The following is a 14,614-nucleotide window of genomic DNA, read 5'->3' on the forward strand; positions in this document are numbered from 1 at the left end:
TTCAAACAGGGCTCGCGGGCAGGGGGATGGCGCGCGGATGCGCGGTTTCCGTTCCCTCCGCCGGTGCGAGCCGGATCAGGTTCGATGGGTTGGTGCAAAACCTCTCAGCCCCAAGGGGCACCCCAACGGATACCCCAGATGTAGCGGCAGCGCCCCGCGATGACAAGGGCGCGATGGAGCGTGCAAAATGCCGGGCATTTTAGATGTTCAGGGGGTCTTAACCCTTGGCTGTCAGGATGTGGGCATCTGAGGGGAGAGTGTCATGCACGGGCTGGTCAACCGCGCCATCGAGCGATTTGTCAGGGATACCTATGGGCGCGATGTCTGGATCGGCACCATTCACAAGCTGGATCTGGGGTTTACCGAGTTCGAGGCGATGATGACCTACGAGCCACGCATCACCGAACAGGTGTTGACGGTGGTGGGCACCCGGCTGGCGCGCGGGCGCGACGATTTGCTTGAGGATATCGGCACCTATCTGGTCTCGCATCCCGCGACCGAGGCATTGCGCCGCCTGCTGCGCTTTGGCGGGGTGGACTACGTGGATTTTCTGCATTCTCTCGATGACCTGCCAGAGCGTGCGCGCCTTGCGGTTGCCGATCTGGGATTGCCGGGGCTGGAATTGCAGGACAGGGGCGGCGGGCTTTATCATTTGCACGTCGGGCTGCCCGAGGAGCACGATCTGAGGCTTGGGCCGGTGGTGGTGGGGATTTTGCGTGCCATGGCGGATGACTATGGCGCGCTGGCGCTGGTCGAGCATCAGGGCGTCGGCGCGGACCATGAGATCATCGCGGTGCGATTGCTGGAAGAGGGGTTTGCCCATGGGCGCGCCTTTGCACTGGGCGTTGGAGGAAGCGCGGCATGACGGAGCAGGAGAGAACGCTGTTGCCCCTGCTCGCGGGCCTTTGCCCAATGCACGCGGTTCTGAATGCCCAAGGCCATGTGGTGCAGGCGGGGCCAACCTTTGCCAAGCTCTTTGGCGCGCAGCCCGCTCTCGGCATGCGATTTCTCGACCTCATCGAGCTGCGCCGCCCGCATCAGGCGGAGGATATGGTGACTCTGCTGGCCTGTGCGGGCGCGCGGCTGCGGCTTCGGCTGCGCGCCTCCCCCCATACGGCACTCAAGGGCGTGCTCTTGGCCTTGCCCGGCGGGGGCGCGGTGGTGAACCTCTCGTTCGGGTTTTCCGTGGTTGAGGCGGTGCGCGACTTTGGCCTGACGGGTGCCGATTTTGCCGCGACGGACCTGACGACCGAAATGCTCTATCTGATCGAGGCGAAATCCGCCGCGATGGAGGCCTCGCGCAAGTTGAACCTGCGCCTGCAAGGCGCGCGCATTGCAGCGGAAGAGCAGGCCTTTACCGATATGTTGACGGGTCTCAGGAATCGCCGGGCGCTCGATCATGTCCTGGACCGGCTGATGCAGAGCGAGCAGGATTTCGCGCTTTTGCATCTCGATCTCGATTTCTTCAAACAGGTGAACGATACGCTGGGTCACGCGGCGGGCGATCACGTGCTGCAAGAGGTGGCGCAACGCCTGCGCGACGCGGTGCGCGCGAATGACCTGATCGCGCGGGTTGGGGGCGACGAATTCGTCATTCTGTTGCTCGGCATGACCGAGCGGGCACCGGTGCGCGACTTGGCAGAGCGGATGATTGCCCGACTGGAAGAGGCGGTGCTCTACCGCGCGCAGGAGTGTCGGATTTCGGGCAGTATCGGCATCACGCTCAGCTGTGCCTACGACAGCCCGGATCCGGCGCGGATGATGGCCGATGCCGATCTGGCCCTTTATGCCGCAAAGGGGCTGGGGCGGGGCTGTGCGCGGTTTCACGAGCCGCCCGATAAAAGCGTGGCTCCGCTGCGCGGCATTGCCTGAGCGCGCGGGTGTTCTGGTCTTTCGCTGATCCGCCGAATGGCTCCAGATCTCTTCGGGCGCTATGCGCTCCATCGAAATCACACCCGCCCCGGGCTGACAAGGGACCCGCCGAGGCCCCGGCTCAGGGGCCGGGGCGACACGATCCCGATCAGACGGCGCCTGCCTCAGGCGGGCCAGTTCTCCGGATCGAGGATCGCGGCCAGAACGCGCGCGGCATCCTCTTCTTGGGCGACATGGCCAAGACCGTCGAGCGACAGGTTGCGCGCGCGCGGCATTTGCGCGGCGGCGCGGGCAGAGGTTTCGGGCGGCACCGCCAGATCGCGGCTGCCAGTGATCAGGAGACAGCGATTGGGGATCGTGCCCAACCGTTTCAGAAGCGGGGCCACGTCCCACTGCGCCATCATCTGCAATGTCCCATCAACATGCGCGCGGTCGCCGATCAGCCGCGCATAGAGTGCGAGCCCCTCCGGCGAGAGGTGCGATCCGGTGCTCTCGATCAGGCGGCGGGCGCGCGTGACCTTGTCCGCCCCAAGGGTGAAAAGCGTGGGGGTGAGCGGGTTGAGCGCCAGCACCTTGGCCAGAACTGGAAACAGCCAGCCTGCCACGCCTTCGAACGGACCGAGGGCTGCGTTGACGCAGGCAATATCGGGCGGTTGACCTGTGGGCGTGACCAGCCGCGTGGCGAGTTCGAGCGCGAGCGCGCCCCCCGCTGAATGACCGAGGATCAGATCCGGGTGCCAGCCTTGGGCGATGCAGAGCGCGGCAATATCCGTGGCCATGCCGGACAGGCCCAGACGCCGCCGGTTGCCGGCGCGCGAAAAACCCTGACCGGGCAGATCAAGCGCAATGACCCGGTGGCTGTGGGCCAGAAGCGGCATTAGATCGCGCCAGCTATGGGTCGAGCCTCCGGCCCCATGCAGCAAGAGCGCCAAGGGCCCGTGCCCCATCTCTTGCACATGCCAGTGGTGGGGGGGGTGGTGGATGCGCCGCGACTGGGCATTGAGCGGCCACGTCACGAGATCGCGCTGCCAATCCATCGCTCAGCCCCCGAGGGCTGAAGTGACTGCCTGTGAAATTCGCCGGGCATCGGCGCGCGGCAGGGGCAGGTGGCGGGCGTTCATCTCTGCGGCAAGCTGTGCCGGTTCCGGCCCCGGACGCGCAGAAATGTCGATCACGATCGCAGGCAGGTTTTGCGCGCGCCAGAGGCGAGCCATAGCGGTGGTGTCCTTGGTCGCCTCGGCACGGTCGCCGCGCCCGTCGAGCGTGATATTCGCCCGCGCATCGGTCAGGAGCGCCAGCGTCGGGCTCAGCCCATGCGCCTGCGATTGCCGCGCGAGGGCAAGTGCTGCGCCAAGGGCCGCCGCAAGCGGCGTGCCGCCCCCCCCGGGCAGAGCGCCCAGACGTCGCTTGGCCTGCACCAGGGCGCGGGTGGGCGGCAAGATCAGGTCCGCGCCCGTCCCGCGAAACGCGATGAGCGCCACCTGATCGCGCCGGGAATAGGCCTCGGCCAGTAAAAGTTCGACTGCGCCCTTGGCCTCGGCCAGACGCGCCAGGGCTGAGGAGCCAGAGGCATCGACCGCGAAGATCACCAGCCGGTCGGCGCGATCCTCGTAGCGTTTGAGGTGAATGTCGGCGGCATGGATGAGTACGCCCGGCGCGTCGGGTCGGGTGCTGCGGCGTAACGGTTGCCATGGGGCGGCGGCGCGCAGCGTGGCGATGAGGTCTATCCGCCCGCGCCCGTCCGGCGTGCCGGGTCGCGCAGGCAGAGGGCGGCCGCGCTGATGCGCCCTGCGCCGGGCACCGGCCCCCGAACCCGCGGCACGTCGCATGGCCCCGCGTTGGGTCAAGTGATCCAGCAGCGCGGGCGGCAGGAGGGCCGCCACCGCAGCGATGAGCAAGTCGTCGGGAATGTCGGGCGTATCGCTCTGGCGCTGATCTTCGGGTTCTGGTGTGGTATCGGGCTGCTCTGGTTCCGCATCTTGCGGCAGTTGCGTGGCGCGGGCGGGATAGACCAGCTCTGCCGCCTCGCGCAGATCGTCGGATGTCACCTGCGTATGGGCCGCGAGAGCCGCAAGGGCGCGGGCTGCACGCAGCGCAAGCCAAGGCGCGCGCAGGCTGTCGATGCCAAAGCTTGCGGCCAGAGCCGTCAGGGTGGCGATATCTTCGGGCGTATGGCTGACGCCGCCCAGCCGGGCGCGCGCCTCTGCCAGGTCGGCGGCGGCGGGCATGAGGGCGGGGGCCGCATCATGGCGGATGTCGTCGAGTGTCACATGAAGCGCCAGCCGCTCGCAGAGGGTTTGCGGGGCTGTCTCCTCGGCGTCGATCCCTTCGTCAAAGAGCACAAGCGTATGATCCGGGCTTTGGTCCAGCAGTTGCGCCAGTCGGGCGGCGAGGGCGGGCGGCGTGCGCTCGGCCATGGTCAGCACCAGCCGTGCCGGGGTTTCGGCCAGCCCGCCGCTCTGGATCAGGCGACCGGCGGCAAGGGTGGCGGCAATATCCGCACCGCCAAAAAGCTGCGTGTCGCTGAGATCGGGATGGATACGCCGGGCGGGGCCGGGCAGACGCGCAAGGGCGGCATCAAAGGCCTGGCGCACGGGGCCTGCGCGGGCGCGCAGGGTCAGGCCGCGCAGGCCCTCGGGATCAACCGCCAGAAGGGTAAGCGCCCGCAGGGCGCGCGCCCATGCGGGGCTGGGCGTCATCCCCAGACCTCGGTCATGGCGCGGGCGATGCGCGCGGCACTGCCCGCCTCGTCCAGTGGGTCACGGCGCAGCCGGTGGCTGAGCGCCAGCGGCGCCACTTGGTGCAGGTGCTCGCGGGTGACGGCGGCATCGCCCTCATAGGCCGCAAGCGCGCGGGCTGCGCGCAGCAGGGTCAACTCACCGCGCAGCCCGTCCGCGCCGATGGCAATGCAGAGGGTGGCGCAGTCGCGCAAGACGTCGTCGCGAGCCTCGACATCGCGCAAGGCGCGGCGCGCCGCCAGAATCCGGTCACGGATCAGGGCATCCTCGGCCTGCCATGTCGCCATAAACGCGTCGGTGTCGCGCTCATAGGCATCGCGGCGGCGGATGACCTCGATGCGTTCGTCGATGTTCTGAGGCGAGCGCACCTCGACCGAGAGACCGAAGCGGTCCAGAAGTTGCGGGCGCAATTCGCCCTCTTCGGGGTTGCCAGAGCCCACCAGCACGAAGCGCGCCGGATGACGGATCGAGAGCCCCTCGCGTTCGACCACGTTCTCGCCGGATTGGGCGACATCAAGCAAGAGATCGACGATGTGATCCTCAAGCAGATTGACCTCGTCGATATAGAGATACCCCCGGTTGGCCCGCGCCAGCAGGCCGGGTTGAAAGGCCTTTTCGCCAAGGGTCAGCGCCCGTTCGATGTCGAGCGCGCCGGTCACGCGGTCCTCGGTCACGCCGAGGGGCAGATCGACCACGGGCGTCGGCCGCTCGACCATCTCGCCAAGGGGCGCGGTCGACCAGTCGGGCGTATCCTCGGGGCGTTCGGCGTTGATCGGGCTGCCGTCGATCATGCGGATGGGGGGTAAAAGTGCGGCCAACGCGCGCACAGCCGTGGATTTGCCGGTGCCGCGGTCGCCGAACACCAGCACGCCGCCAAGCCCCGGCTCGATCGCCGTGAGGATCATGGCGCGTTTCATGTCGTTCTGACCTACGATGGCGGAAAATGGAAAGGCTGCGGTCATTGTTCTTCCTTGATATGGTCGAGCGGGCTGCTGCCGCCCCATGTGCCCGCCTCGCCGATAACGCGAAACCGGGCGTAGAGTTCTTCGCGGAACCAATCGCCATCGCGCACGGCGGCGATGGCGCGGGCATGCGGGCCGTCACGGCGGGCAAAGTCGGCCATGCTGCGGCTGTCAGGCCAGATCGAGAAGGTCACCTGATGCAAGAGCGGCACCTCGCCCACGCCGATCTTGAACGCGACATTGCGGTCGGCACCGATCACCGCGCTTATATCCGGCACGCGGCGCCAGAATTGCAACGCTTTGCGTGGGCGTACAGTGGCGCGGGTGAGCGCGGCGAGGGGGCCTTTGCCCTCGGGTGTGGTGATTTCAAATGGGATGGCCCCTGACCATTGACCGCGCACCGATGTTGGCGACAGAAAGAGGGTCCAGCTTTCGCTGGCGCGGGCGAGGTAGCGGCGAAAGACGCGGGCCCCCCCGGTCTGCGCGCGCGCCGTGGCGGCATCGGGCCAGACCGCGAGAATCGCATAGACCCCAGTATTGGGGATGGGAGTGAAGCCCTCGCCGGTGCCTGATCCAAGCAGTTTCCAAAAACCTATGCCCTGAACGCGCGGCAGCATGAAGCGCGCAGCCCCCATCATCATCAGCGCCCAAAGCCGGTCGATACCGCGGGAAAAGCGAAAGAAACTGAGGCTGACGGTCTGAATGGTACCGCTCCTTGAGGGACTGTCAGGCAAGTTTGACATGGATTTTGTTCCAAGAAAAGAGGCGCGAGAAAGGATTGTCAATTAAACTAGACACCTGTAGTCTAAACCTATGTTGACAAGAGTCGATCCGCGCCTGATTGAACAGGCCACACGCGCCGACGCCCCGCATGCGCTGGTCATTGGAGCAGGACTTGGCGGTCTGGCCTCGGCCATGCGTTTGGGGGCCAAGGGATACCGGGTCACGGTTCTGGATCGTTTGGATAGCCCCGGGGGGCGCGGTTCGAGCATCACAAAGGACGGGCATCGGTTCGATCTGGGGCCGACCATTGTGACGGTGCCGCAGCTCTTCCGTGAATTATGGGCGGCCTGTGGGCGGGATTTTGACGCGGATGTCGATCTGCGGGCGCTTGATCCCTTCTACGAAATCCGCTGGCCGGATGGGTCTACCTTTACCGCGAGACAAGACCGGGATGCGATGCGCGCGGAGGTGGCGCGCCTGTCGCCCGGGGATCTGGCGGGCTATGACCGCTTCGTCAAGGACAGCGAGACGCGGTACTGGTTCGGGTTCGAGGATCTGGGGCGGCGCTCGATGCACCGGCTGGTCGATCTGATCAAGGTCTTGCCGAAGTTCGCTTGGTTGCGGGCGGATCGGTCGGTTTATGCCCACGCGGCAGGCCGCATGAAGGATGAGCGCCTGCGCATGGCGCTGTCGTTTCATCCGCTCTTCATCGGCGGTGATCCCTTCAATGTCACGTCGATGTATGCGCTTGTGAGCCATCTAGAGGCGGTGTTTGGCGTGCACTATGCCATCGGTGGCGTCGATGCCATCGCCCGCGCCATGGTCCGGGTGATTGAGGGGCAGGGCGGGATGATCCGGCAAGGGGTCGAGGTCGATGAAATCGTGATCAAGGACGGGCGTGCCATGGGCGTGCGCCTGACCGGGGGCGAGGGGATCAGCGGCGATATCGTGATTTCCAACGCGGATGCGGGCCATACCTATGATCACCTCTTGCGCAATCACACGAAACGGCGCTGGACCACGGCGCGGCTCAAGCGGTCTCGCTGGTCGATGAGTCTTTTTGTGTGGTATTTTGGGACGCAAGGGACGCGCGAGATGTGGCCGGAAGTGGGCCATCACACCATCCTCAACGGCCCCCGTTACAAGGGGCTGGTGCGCGACATTTTTCGCCGCGGCGTTCTGGCCGATGACATGAGCCTCTATGTGCATCGCCCCTCTGTCACCGATCCGGGCGTGGCCCCGGCGGGGGGCGATACATTCTACGCCCTCAGCCCGGTGCCGCATCTGGGCCATGCCGATCCGGTGGATTGGGCGGCCGAGGCCGAGCCCTATCGCCAAAAGGTGCAAAAGGTGCTGGAAGATCAGTTGCTTCCGGGGCTTGGGGCGCATCTGTCTGCCTCTGATGTGTTCACGCCCGAGACCTTTCGCGACCGATACCTGAGCCCGCATGGGGCGGGTTTCTCGATCGAGCCGCGTATTCTGCAAAGCGCGTGGTTCCGTCCCCATAATGTCAGCGAAGAGCTGCGGGGCCTCTATCTGGTAGGGGCGGGCACGCATCCGGGCGCAGGTCTGCCGGGGGTGATTTCCAGCGCCGAAGTTCTGGCGCAACTGGTGCCCGATGCGGTGCCGGTCGGGGTGACGCCATGATAGCGCCGCAAGATCTTGTGCATTGCACCGAGGCGATCCGCCACGGGTCGCGGTCTTTCCATGCCGCGTCCAAGCTCTTGCCTCGCAGCGTGCGCGATCCGGCGCTGGCGCTATACGCCTTTTGCCGTCTGGCCGATGATGCGGTGGACGAGAACCGCGAAAAGGCAGCGGCGGTGCTGGCGCTGCACGAGCGGCTTGATCTGGCCTATGCCGGGCGGCCGCGCAATGCGCCCGCTGACCGCGCCTTTGCTGCCATCATCGACGGTTTCGACATGCCCCGCGCCCTGCCCGAGGCGTTGCTGGAAGGGCTGGCGTGGGATGCCGAAGGTCGCCGCTACGAGACGCTGTCAGAGTTGCGCAGTTATTCGGCGCGCGTGGCCTCTGCGGTGGGGGCGATGATGTGCGTGCTCATGCGGGTGCGCGCGCGCGACGCGTTGGCACGGGCCTGCGATCTGGGCGTGGCTATGCAACTGACCAATATCGCTCGCGATGTGGGCGAGGATGCGCGCGAGGGGCGGCTATACCTGCCATTGGAGTGGTTGTCCGAGGCCGGGATGACGCCGGAGGGTTTTCTGCGCGCACCTGCCCCTGATGCTGAGGTGCGTCGCATGGTGCGCCGCTTGCTGATGGAGGCGGACAGGCTCTATGCCCGATCAGAGCCGGGGATTGCGGCGCTGCCGCTATCGGCGCGGCCCGGTATTTTTGCCGCGCGCTATATCTATGCCGGCATTGGCGCGCAGGTGCGCCGCGCTGGCCATGACAGTATAACGCGCCGGGCGCGCACCAATGGCTCGCAAAAACTTGGCTGGCTGATGCTGGCCGTTTTACGGGCGGGGGGGAGCGTGATCCTGCCACGCTCGCCCGTGATCTTTGCTCGGTCGCTGCCTGAGACGGAATTTCTGGTGCGTGCCGCAGCACAAGACGCGCCGCGCGCCACCGATTGGAGCGATACGCTCTATGAGGCGCTTGCCCGTCTCAAGGCACAGGATATGGCACGCGAGTCAGGCTTGAGCCGGGATGCCGGGCGGGTTAGAGAGACCGCATGATATGGATCACCTTCGGGATTTTTCTGGCGGCTTGTTTCGCGGCAGGCTCGACCGGCGGGCTCTTTCCGCCGGGGGAATGGTATGAGCGGCTGAAAAAGCCGTGGTGGACACCGCCCAACTGGTTGTTTCCAGTGGCCTGGACAACGCTTTATATTTGCATGGCGGCTGCGGGGGCGCGGGTGGCGGTAAGCCCCGACAATGGCATTGCAATGGCGCTCTGGTCCTTGCAAATCGCGCTCAACGGTCTCTGGACCCCGGTGTTTTTCGGGCTTCAGCGCATGAAATTGGGGTTGGTCGTGCTGTGCTCGCTTTGGGCCTCTGTTGCGGTAACACTGGTTGCACTCTGGACTGTGGACTGGATCGCGGGGCTGCTTTTCGTGCCCTATCTCACTTGGGTGAGCGTCGCGGGCATGCTCAACCTCGCGGTTCTGCGCCTCAACCCGGATGGGGCGCGGTAACGCGTCATCCAAGCGTCCCGAGGGTGTTTGCGCAGAAACCCCCTATCCTATGGCCGTGAAATTGCTCTAGGCTCCCCCAAAAAGGGGAGGGATGGCACCATGTCGCAGAACGAGGTCAAGCCGCTGGGCGTGCCGGAGATGGGCGATGTGCGCTTTGACATGCTGGCCGAGGCGCTGCGCCGCGGCTGGGCGGACATGCGCCGCGCGCCGGGCTTCGCGGTCATTTTTGCCGGGGTCTACGTGGTGATCGGGCTGGTCCTTGCGTGGATCACATGGGTCACGGGCAAGAGTTACTGGCTGATCTTTGCCGCCGTGGGTTTCCCCTTGGTGGGGCCGTTCGCGGCTGTGGGACTCTATGAGGTGAGTCATCGGCTGAGCACGGGCCGCGCCCTTGTGGCGTCTGAGATCTTTGGCGTGATCGCGCATCAGAGGCGGCGGCAATTGCCCTCGATCTGCGCCATCATCATCATGGTGTTCCTGTTCTGGTTCTTTCTCGCGCATATGATCTTTGCGCTTTTCATGGGGCTGTCGACCATGACCAATGTCTCAACCTCGTTGGAGGTTTACTTCACGCCTGAGGGTCTGAGCATGTTGGCGGTGGGGACAGGGGTTGGCGCGGTTTTTGCCCTCTTGCTCTATGGCCTGACGGTGGTGTCGCTGCCCTTGTTGCTGGACCGGGAGGTCGATTTCGTCACCGCAATGCTGACAAGCCTGCGGGTGGTGATCGAAAACCCGGTGCCGATGCTGGCTTGGGCGGCTCTGGTGGCGGGCCTGACGTTTCTGGCGATGTTGCCTGCGTTCCTGGGGCTGTTCTTCGCGCTGCCGCTTTTGGGGCACGCGACATGGCATCTCTATACGCTGATTTGCGAGGCGGGGGGCGCTGCCCCCCGGACCCCCCGGAGTATTTGAGCCAAAAAGAAGCAGGAGGCGCTATGCCTCTCGCCCGTGGGCGATCAGGCGGGCGTGCAGATCTGCGGCCTCAAACGCGCCGGCCTCAAGTGCGAAGATATAGGCATGGGTGAGAAAAAAGCAAGCGGCGTCAAGGGTTTCGGCCCGATCTGCCGCCTGCGTATAGAGCGAGATCAGCGCTGCCCGGTCGCCCGTTTCATGGGCGCGGATCATCGCGCTGTCGAGATCGGTCATTCCGCTGCGCGGCTCATGGCGCGATGGGCTTCGACGCGGTCTGCCACCCAAGCGTGAAAACAGTGTGTGGGGCTGTCCATTACCGGAGAGAAACGCCCGCCGTCGAAATAGGTCGCGTGGCGGCCACGCTGCATGCCCTCGACCACAAAGATATCCTCTTCGAACACGGTTTTCCAAAGCTGGGTATTGCGCAGGCGTAGCCCACCATCGGCATTGGGAACCGAGTAATAGAGGTGGATATGTTCGACCGTGCGCTCTGGCCCCTTGGGTTCGAGTATGATGGCAAAGGCGTGATCGCGGTGAACACCCAAGAGAACATTGGGATAGGCCGCGACATATTCGGCCTGTTCGTTCCATTTCGCGCCCACTTCGGCGAAGTCCGGGAATTTTGCGCCGGTCTCATTGGTCAGTTGGCGATAGACCATGGTGCCCTGACCGGAATATGCGCCGGGCTTTTCGATGTGGTAGTGATCTTCGAGCCGGGAATAGCTGTTGAGGCCGGGGTGGACCCACGGCAGGTGATAGCTCTCGCAATAGTTCTCGACCGCCAGTTTCCAGTTGGTTTTCACCTCAAGCGTAATGCGGCTGTCGGCACCGCCATGGTAGACCGGCAGATCAAATTCGCGCCAGCGTGCGATGAGATCAGCCATCGCATCCTCAAACGCGGGAGCATCGCCCGAGACATTGATCCAGACCACATCGCGCCAGATATGGCTGCGTATTTCGGTCAGGCCCAGGTCGTCGCGCTTGATGCTCTCGTGGGTGTTGTGTCCCGGTCCGCCGACATGCGGGGTCGAGACGAGCGCGCCCTTGGTCGAATAGCACCACGAATGATAAGGGCAGCGGATGGCCCCCTCGATCTTGCGCGGTTCCTCGACGAGGATCATGCCTCGGTGGCGGCATATGTTCTGAAAGACGCGCACCTGACCGTCCTTGTCACGCAGAAGCAAGAGCGGCATGCCAAGGAATTCGAGCGGTTTGGCATCACCCGGTTCCGGTACATCGGCCCCCACGGCAAGCCCGGCCCATTGGTTGAAAAGCAGCGCGTGCTTTTCTTCCTCAAACACGCCGGGATCGATGTAATGGGCATTGGGCAGGCCGTTGGCCTGATCAACGGATGTGCGGACATTCGAAAGATCGGTCAGCGCGGGCATTTTGGCGTCTCCGGATGTTAGGACTGGCGCATATTGCGCCAGTGCCCCGCACCCACACGCGCCTGTCTGCGACGCGGCGCGTCAATCCCGCGACAAGCCTGTGACCGTGGCCCCGATCAGAGGCCGCGCGGCAGGGCCGCGACGCCGGTAACGCGCCATTTCCACAAGGCCAAGCGGACGCATCAATTCGGCGAAGGCGTCGATTTTCTCGGGCGCGCCGGTGATCTCGAACACAAAGCTTGTGAGCGTGCTGTCTACGGCATTTGCGCGGAAGATGTCGGCCAAGCGCAACGCCTCGACGCGCTTGTCGCCGGTGCCTTCGACCTTCAGCAGCGCCAATTCGCGCTCGACGCTGGCCCCTTCGACGGTGAGGTCATTGACCTTGTGGACCGGCACGATGCGGCCCAACTGTGCCTTGATCTGTTCGATCACCTGCGGCGTGCCTGTGGTCACGATGGTGATGCGGCTGGTGTGGCCGGTGTGATCCACCTCGGCCACGGTGAGGCTGTCGATATTGTAGCCGCGCCCCGAGAAGAGGCCGATGACGCGGGCGAGAACACCGGGTTCGTTATCGACCAGCACCGCCAAAGTATGGGTTTCCTGCACATCCGAAAAGGTTGGGCGCAGGTTATAGGCGGAATGTTTGGACGAGCCTTTTTTGATTTGCAGAGCGGACATTATGCGGATTCCTTGTTGATCTGGCGTGGCTGGTGGTGGGGTGAGCCCCGCGTCACACCAGAACCGCGCCGCCCTCTTTGATGGCGTCCTTGGTGCTTGCCTCACCCAGCAGCATCTTGTTGTGCGGCTCGCCGGACGGGATCATCGGGAAGCAGTTTTCGTGCTTTTCCACGAGGCAATCAAAGATCACCGGCCCGTCATGGTTCAGCATCTCCATGATCGCGTCATCGAGATCGGCAGGATCCGAGCAGAGAATCCCCTTGGCGCCAAAAGCCTCGGCCAGCTTTACGAAATCAGGTAGGGATTCCGACCAGCTTGACGAATAGCGCTCTCCATGCAGCAATTGCTGCCACTGGCGGACCATGCCCAAACGCTCGTTGTTGAGGATGAACTGCTTGACCGGCAGGTGATATTGCATCGCCGTGCCCATTTCCTGCATGTTCATCAGCCAAGACGCCTCGCCTGCGACATTGATCACGAGCGCCTCGGGATGGGCGATCTGCACCCCGATGGAGGCCGGAAAGCCATAGCCCATGGTGCCAAGCCCGCCCGAGGTCATCCAACGGTTTGGATCGTTGAAGCCCAGATACTGCGCCGCCCACATCTGATGCTGTCCCACCTCGGTGCAGATATAGCGGTCATGATCCTTGGTCAGCGCTTCGAGCCGGGCAAGGGCGTGTTGCGGTTTGATGGTCTTGCCCTTTTGGGTGAACTTGAGGCAATCGACCTTTTTCCACTCGTTGATGCGTTCCCACCACTTGGCGATGCCTTCACGGTTGAGTTTGGAGCCGCGCGCCTTCCAGACCTCAATCACATCGGCCAAAACATTGGCGATGTCGCCGACGATGGGGATATCAGCGCGAATCACCTTGTTGATCGACGAGGGGTCGATGTCGATATGGGCCTTGATGCTGTCGGGGCTGAACGCGTCGAGACGCCCGGTGATGCGGTCGTCAAACCGCGCGCCGATGTTGATCATGAGGTCACAGCCATGCATGGCCATGTTCGCCTCGTAGAGCCCGTGCATACCGAGCATGCCGATCCAGTTTGTGCCATTGGCGGGATAGGCCCCTAGGCCCATGAGAGTTGAAGTGGTGGGAATGCCCGTTGCCGCAACCAGTTCGCGCAAGAGGCGTGTGGCCTCTGGTCCAGAGTTGATGACGCCGCCGCCGGTGTAAAAGATCGGGCGCTTGGCCTTTTCAAGCGCAGCCACCAGATCGGTGATACCTTCTATGTCGCCTTTGACTTGCGGTTGGTAATGCGAGACGCGCGCTTGCTTGGGGGCCGTATAGGTAGCCGAAGCGAATTGCACATCTTTGGGAATGTCGACCAGAACTGGGCCGGGGCGCCCGGTCGTGGCGACATGAAAGGCCTGATGCAGCGTATCGGCCAAGCGCGCGGTGTCGCTCACCAGCCAATTGTGCTTGGTGCAGGGGCGGGTGATGCCCACGGTATCGGCCTCTTGAAAGGCGTCATTGCCGATCATGAAGGTAGGCACCTGGCCTGTCAGAACCACCAGCGGAATTGAATCCATCAGGGCATCGGTGAGACCCGTGACCGCATTGGTCGCACCGGGGCCGGAGGTGACAAGGACCACGCCCGGTTTGCCGGTTGATCGCGCATAGCCTTCGGCCGCATGGACGGCGGCCTGTTCGTGGCGCACGAGGATGTGGCGAATGTCATTCTGCTGAAAGATCTCATCGTAGATAGGTAGCACGGCACCGCCGGGATACCCGAATACGACATCCACGCCCTGATCCTTGAGGGCCTGGACCACCATTCTCGCTCCGGTCATCTGACGTGTCATGTGCTCGTGCTCCGTATATGACGTCAACTCAGTTCGCATAAAAAAGCCCCCGGTTTTTCCGGGGGCGCATGGGGGACCCTACGGGTGTCCGTTACCGGCCCATGCGCCAATGACCTACAATGAATACTAGTGTGTCCACGTGGGCGACTCCGTTCTGCGTGGCGCGGACATTAGGTGCGGGGGCAGGGGGCGTCAAGCCGATTTGGTGGATAAAATGTCGCAAAACGGGATGAAATCTTTGCATTTATTGCGCAAAAGGGGCTTTGGATGTGCGTTTCCCGTTTTGCGTGCCTCCGGGGACCCCGTTTTTGCGGGAATCGCCCCGTGATGCCGGGGCTGCGCGCGGCTTTCATCTGGCCGAAAATACCTCGGGGGTTTGGGGGCTG

General features: G+C 64.0%; 13 protein-coding genes, 1 pseudogene and 1 riboswitch. Of the genes and pseudogenes, 6 read left to right on the top strand and 8 right to left on the bottom strand.

Annotated features, from left to right (window positions below; genetic code table 11):
• Positions 1-35 precede the first annotated feature (35 nt).
• Positions 36-135, bottom strand: a riboswitch (TPP riboswitch).
• Positions 136-262: 127 nt separating this feature from the next.
• Positions 263-865: a heme NO-binding domain-containing protein gene (locus tag ROSMUC_RS06620; protein ID WP_037270887.1), complete on the top strand. Its 603-nt coding sequence runs from the start codon at positions 263-265 to the stop codon at positions 863-865.
• Positions 862-1,872: a GGDEF domain-containing protein gene (locus tag ROSMUC_RS06625; RefSeq protein ID WP_052115269.1), complete on the top strand. Its 1,011-nt coding sequence runs from the start codon at positions 862-864 to the stop codon at positions 1,870-1,872. Before ROSMUC_RS06620 ends, ROSMUC_RS06625 begins: the two co-directional genes overlap by 4 nt.
• Positions 1,873-2,036: 164 nt before the next feature.
• Here the strand turns inward: ROSMUC_RS06625 and bchO are convergent, their stop codons facing one another.
• The 4 genes from bchO to crtA are packed head-to-tail and all read right to left on the bottom strand — an operon-like array spanning position 2,037 to position 6,315.
• Positions 2,037-2,909, bottom strand: a complete 873-nt coding sequence (bchO, locus tag ROSMUC_RS06630; RefSeq protein WP_052115270.1) for an alpha/beta fold hydrolase BchO — start codon at positions 2,907-2,909, stop codon at positions 2,037-2,039.
• Positions 2,910-2,912: 3 nt separating this feature from the next.
• Positions 2,913-4,571 (bottom strand): magnesium chelatase subunit D, encoded by a 1,659-nt coding sequence (locus tag ROSMUC_RS06635; RefSeq protein WP_052115271.1) that lies wholly within the window; start codon positions 4,569-4,571, stop codon positions 2,913-2,915.
• Positions 4,568-5,572, bottom strand: coding sequence for a magnesium chelatase ATPase subunit I (bchI, locus tag ROSMUC_RS06640; protein ID WP_037270889.1), 1,005 nt, complete (start codon positions 5,570-5,572; stop codon positions 4,568-4,570). The genes ROSMUC_RS06635 and bchI overlap by 4 nt, the downstream gene beginning before the upstream one ends.
• Positions 5,569-6,315: a spheroidene monooxygenase gene (gene crtA / locus ROSMUC_RS06645; RefSeq protein WP_052115272.1), complete on the bottom strand. Its 747-nt coding sequence runs from the start codon at positions 6,313-6,315 to the stop codon at positions 5,569-5,571. Before crtA ends, bchI begins: the two co-directional genes overlap by 4 nt.
• A gap of 70 nt (positions 6,316-6,385) precedes the next feature.
• Here crtA and ROSMUC_RS06650 point away from each other — a divergent pair, with 70 nt between their 5' ends.
• The 4 genes from ROSMUC_RS06650 to ROSMUC_RS06665 all read left to right on the top strand — a co-directional run bounded on the left by ROSMUC_RS06650 (position 6,386) and on the right by ROSMUC_RS06665 (position 10,355).
• Complete coding sequence (locus tag ROSMUC_RS06650; protein ID WP_037270890.1) at positions 6,386-7,942, top strand: phytoene desaturase; 1,557 nt, start codon at positions 6,386-6,388, stop codon at positions 7,940-7,942.
• A complete protein-coding gene (gene crtB, locus ROSMUC_RS06655; protein WP_037270892.1) occupies positions 7,939-8,988 on the top strand; it encodes a 15-cis-phytoene synthase in 1,050 nt (349 codons plus the stop codon). The genes ROSMUC_RS06650 and crtB overlap by 4 nt, the downstream gene beginning before the upstream one ends.
• Positions 8,985-9,446 carry a tryptophan-rich sensory protein TspO gene (gene tspO / locus ROSMUC_RS06660; RefSeq protein ID WP_037270893.1) on the top strand — a complete coding sequence of 154 codons (462 nt, stop codon included), beginning with the start codon at positions 8,985-8,987 and terminating at the stop codon, positions 9,444-9,446. The genes crtB and tspO overlap by 4 nt, the downstream gene beginning before the upstream one ends.
• 99 nt (positions 9,447-9,545) lie before the next feature.
• Positions 9,546-10,355: a DUF2189 domain-containing protein gene (locus ROSMUC_RS06665; protein WP_037270895.1), complete on the top strand. Its 810-nt coding sequence runs from the start codon at positions 9,546-9,548 to the stop codon at positions 10,353-10,355.
• Positions 10,356-10,376: 21 nt separating this feature from the next.
• Here ROSMUC_RS06665 and ROSMUC_RS06670 read toward each other — a convergent pair whose 3' ends face one another.
• From ROSMUC_RS06670 to ROSMUC_RS06685, 4 genes and pseudogenes are all read right to left on the bottom strand, one after another.
• Positions 10,377-10,589: a hypothetical protein gene (locus tag ROSMUC_RS06670; RefSeq protein WP_037270897.1), complete on the bottom strand. Its 213-nt coding sequence runs from the start codon at positions 10,587-10,589 to the stop codon at positions 10,377-10,379.
• On the bottom strand, positions 10,586-11,743 hold the full coding sequence (locus ROSMUC_RS06675) for an aromatic ring-hydroxylating oxygenase subunit alpha (protein ID WP_037270899.1): 1,158 nt from the start codon (positions 11,741-11,743) through the stop codon (positions 10,586-10,588). Before ROSMUC_RS06675 ends, ROSMUC_RS06670 begins: the two co-directional genes overlap by 4 nt.
• A gap of 116 nt (positions 11,744-11,859) precedes the next feature.
• Positions 11,860-12,421: pseudogene (ilvN, locus tag ROSMUC_RS06680) on the bottom strand (acetolactate synthase small subunit).
• 52 nt (positions 12,422-12,473) lie between these two features.
• A complete protein-coding gene (locus ROSMUC_RS06685; protein ID WP_037270901.1) occupies positions 12,474-14,228 on the bottom strand; it encodes an acetolactate synthase 3 large subunit in 1,755 nt (584 codons plus the stop codon).
• Positions 14,229-14,614: the final 386 nt, after the last annotated feature.

Source organism: Roseovarius mucosus DSM 17069 (genome assembly GCF_000768555.3).
GTDB lineage: Bacteria > Pseudomonadota > Alphaproteobacteria > Rhodobacterales > Rhodobacteraceae > Roseovarius > Roseovarius mucosus.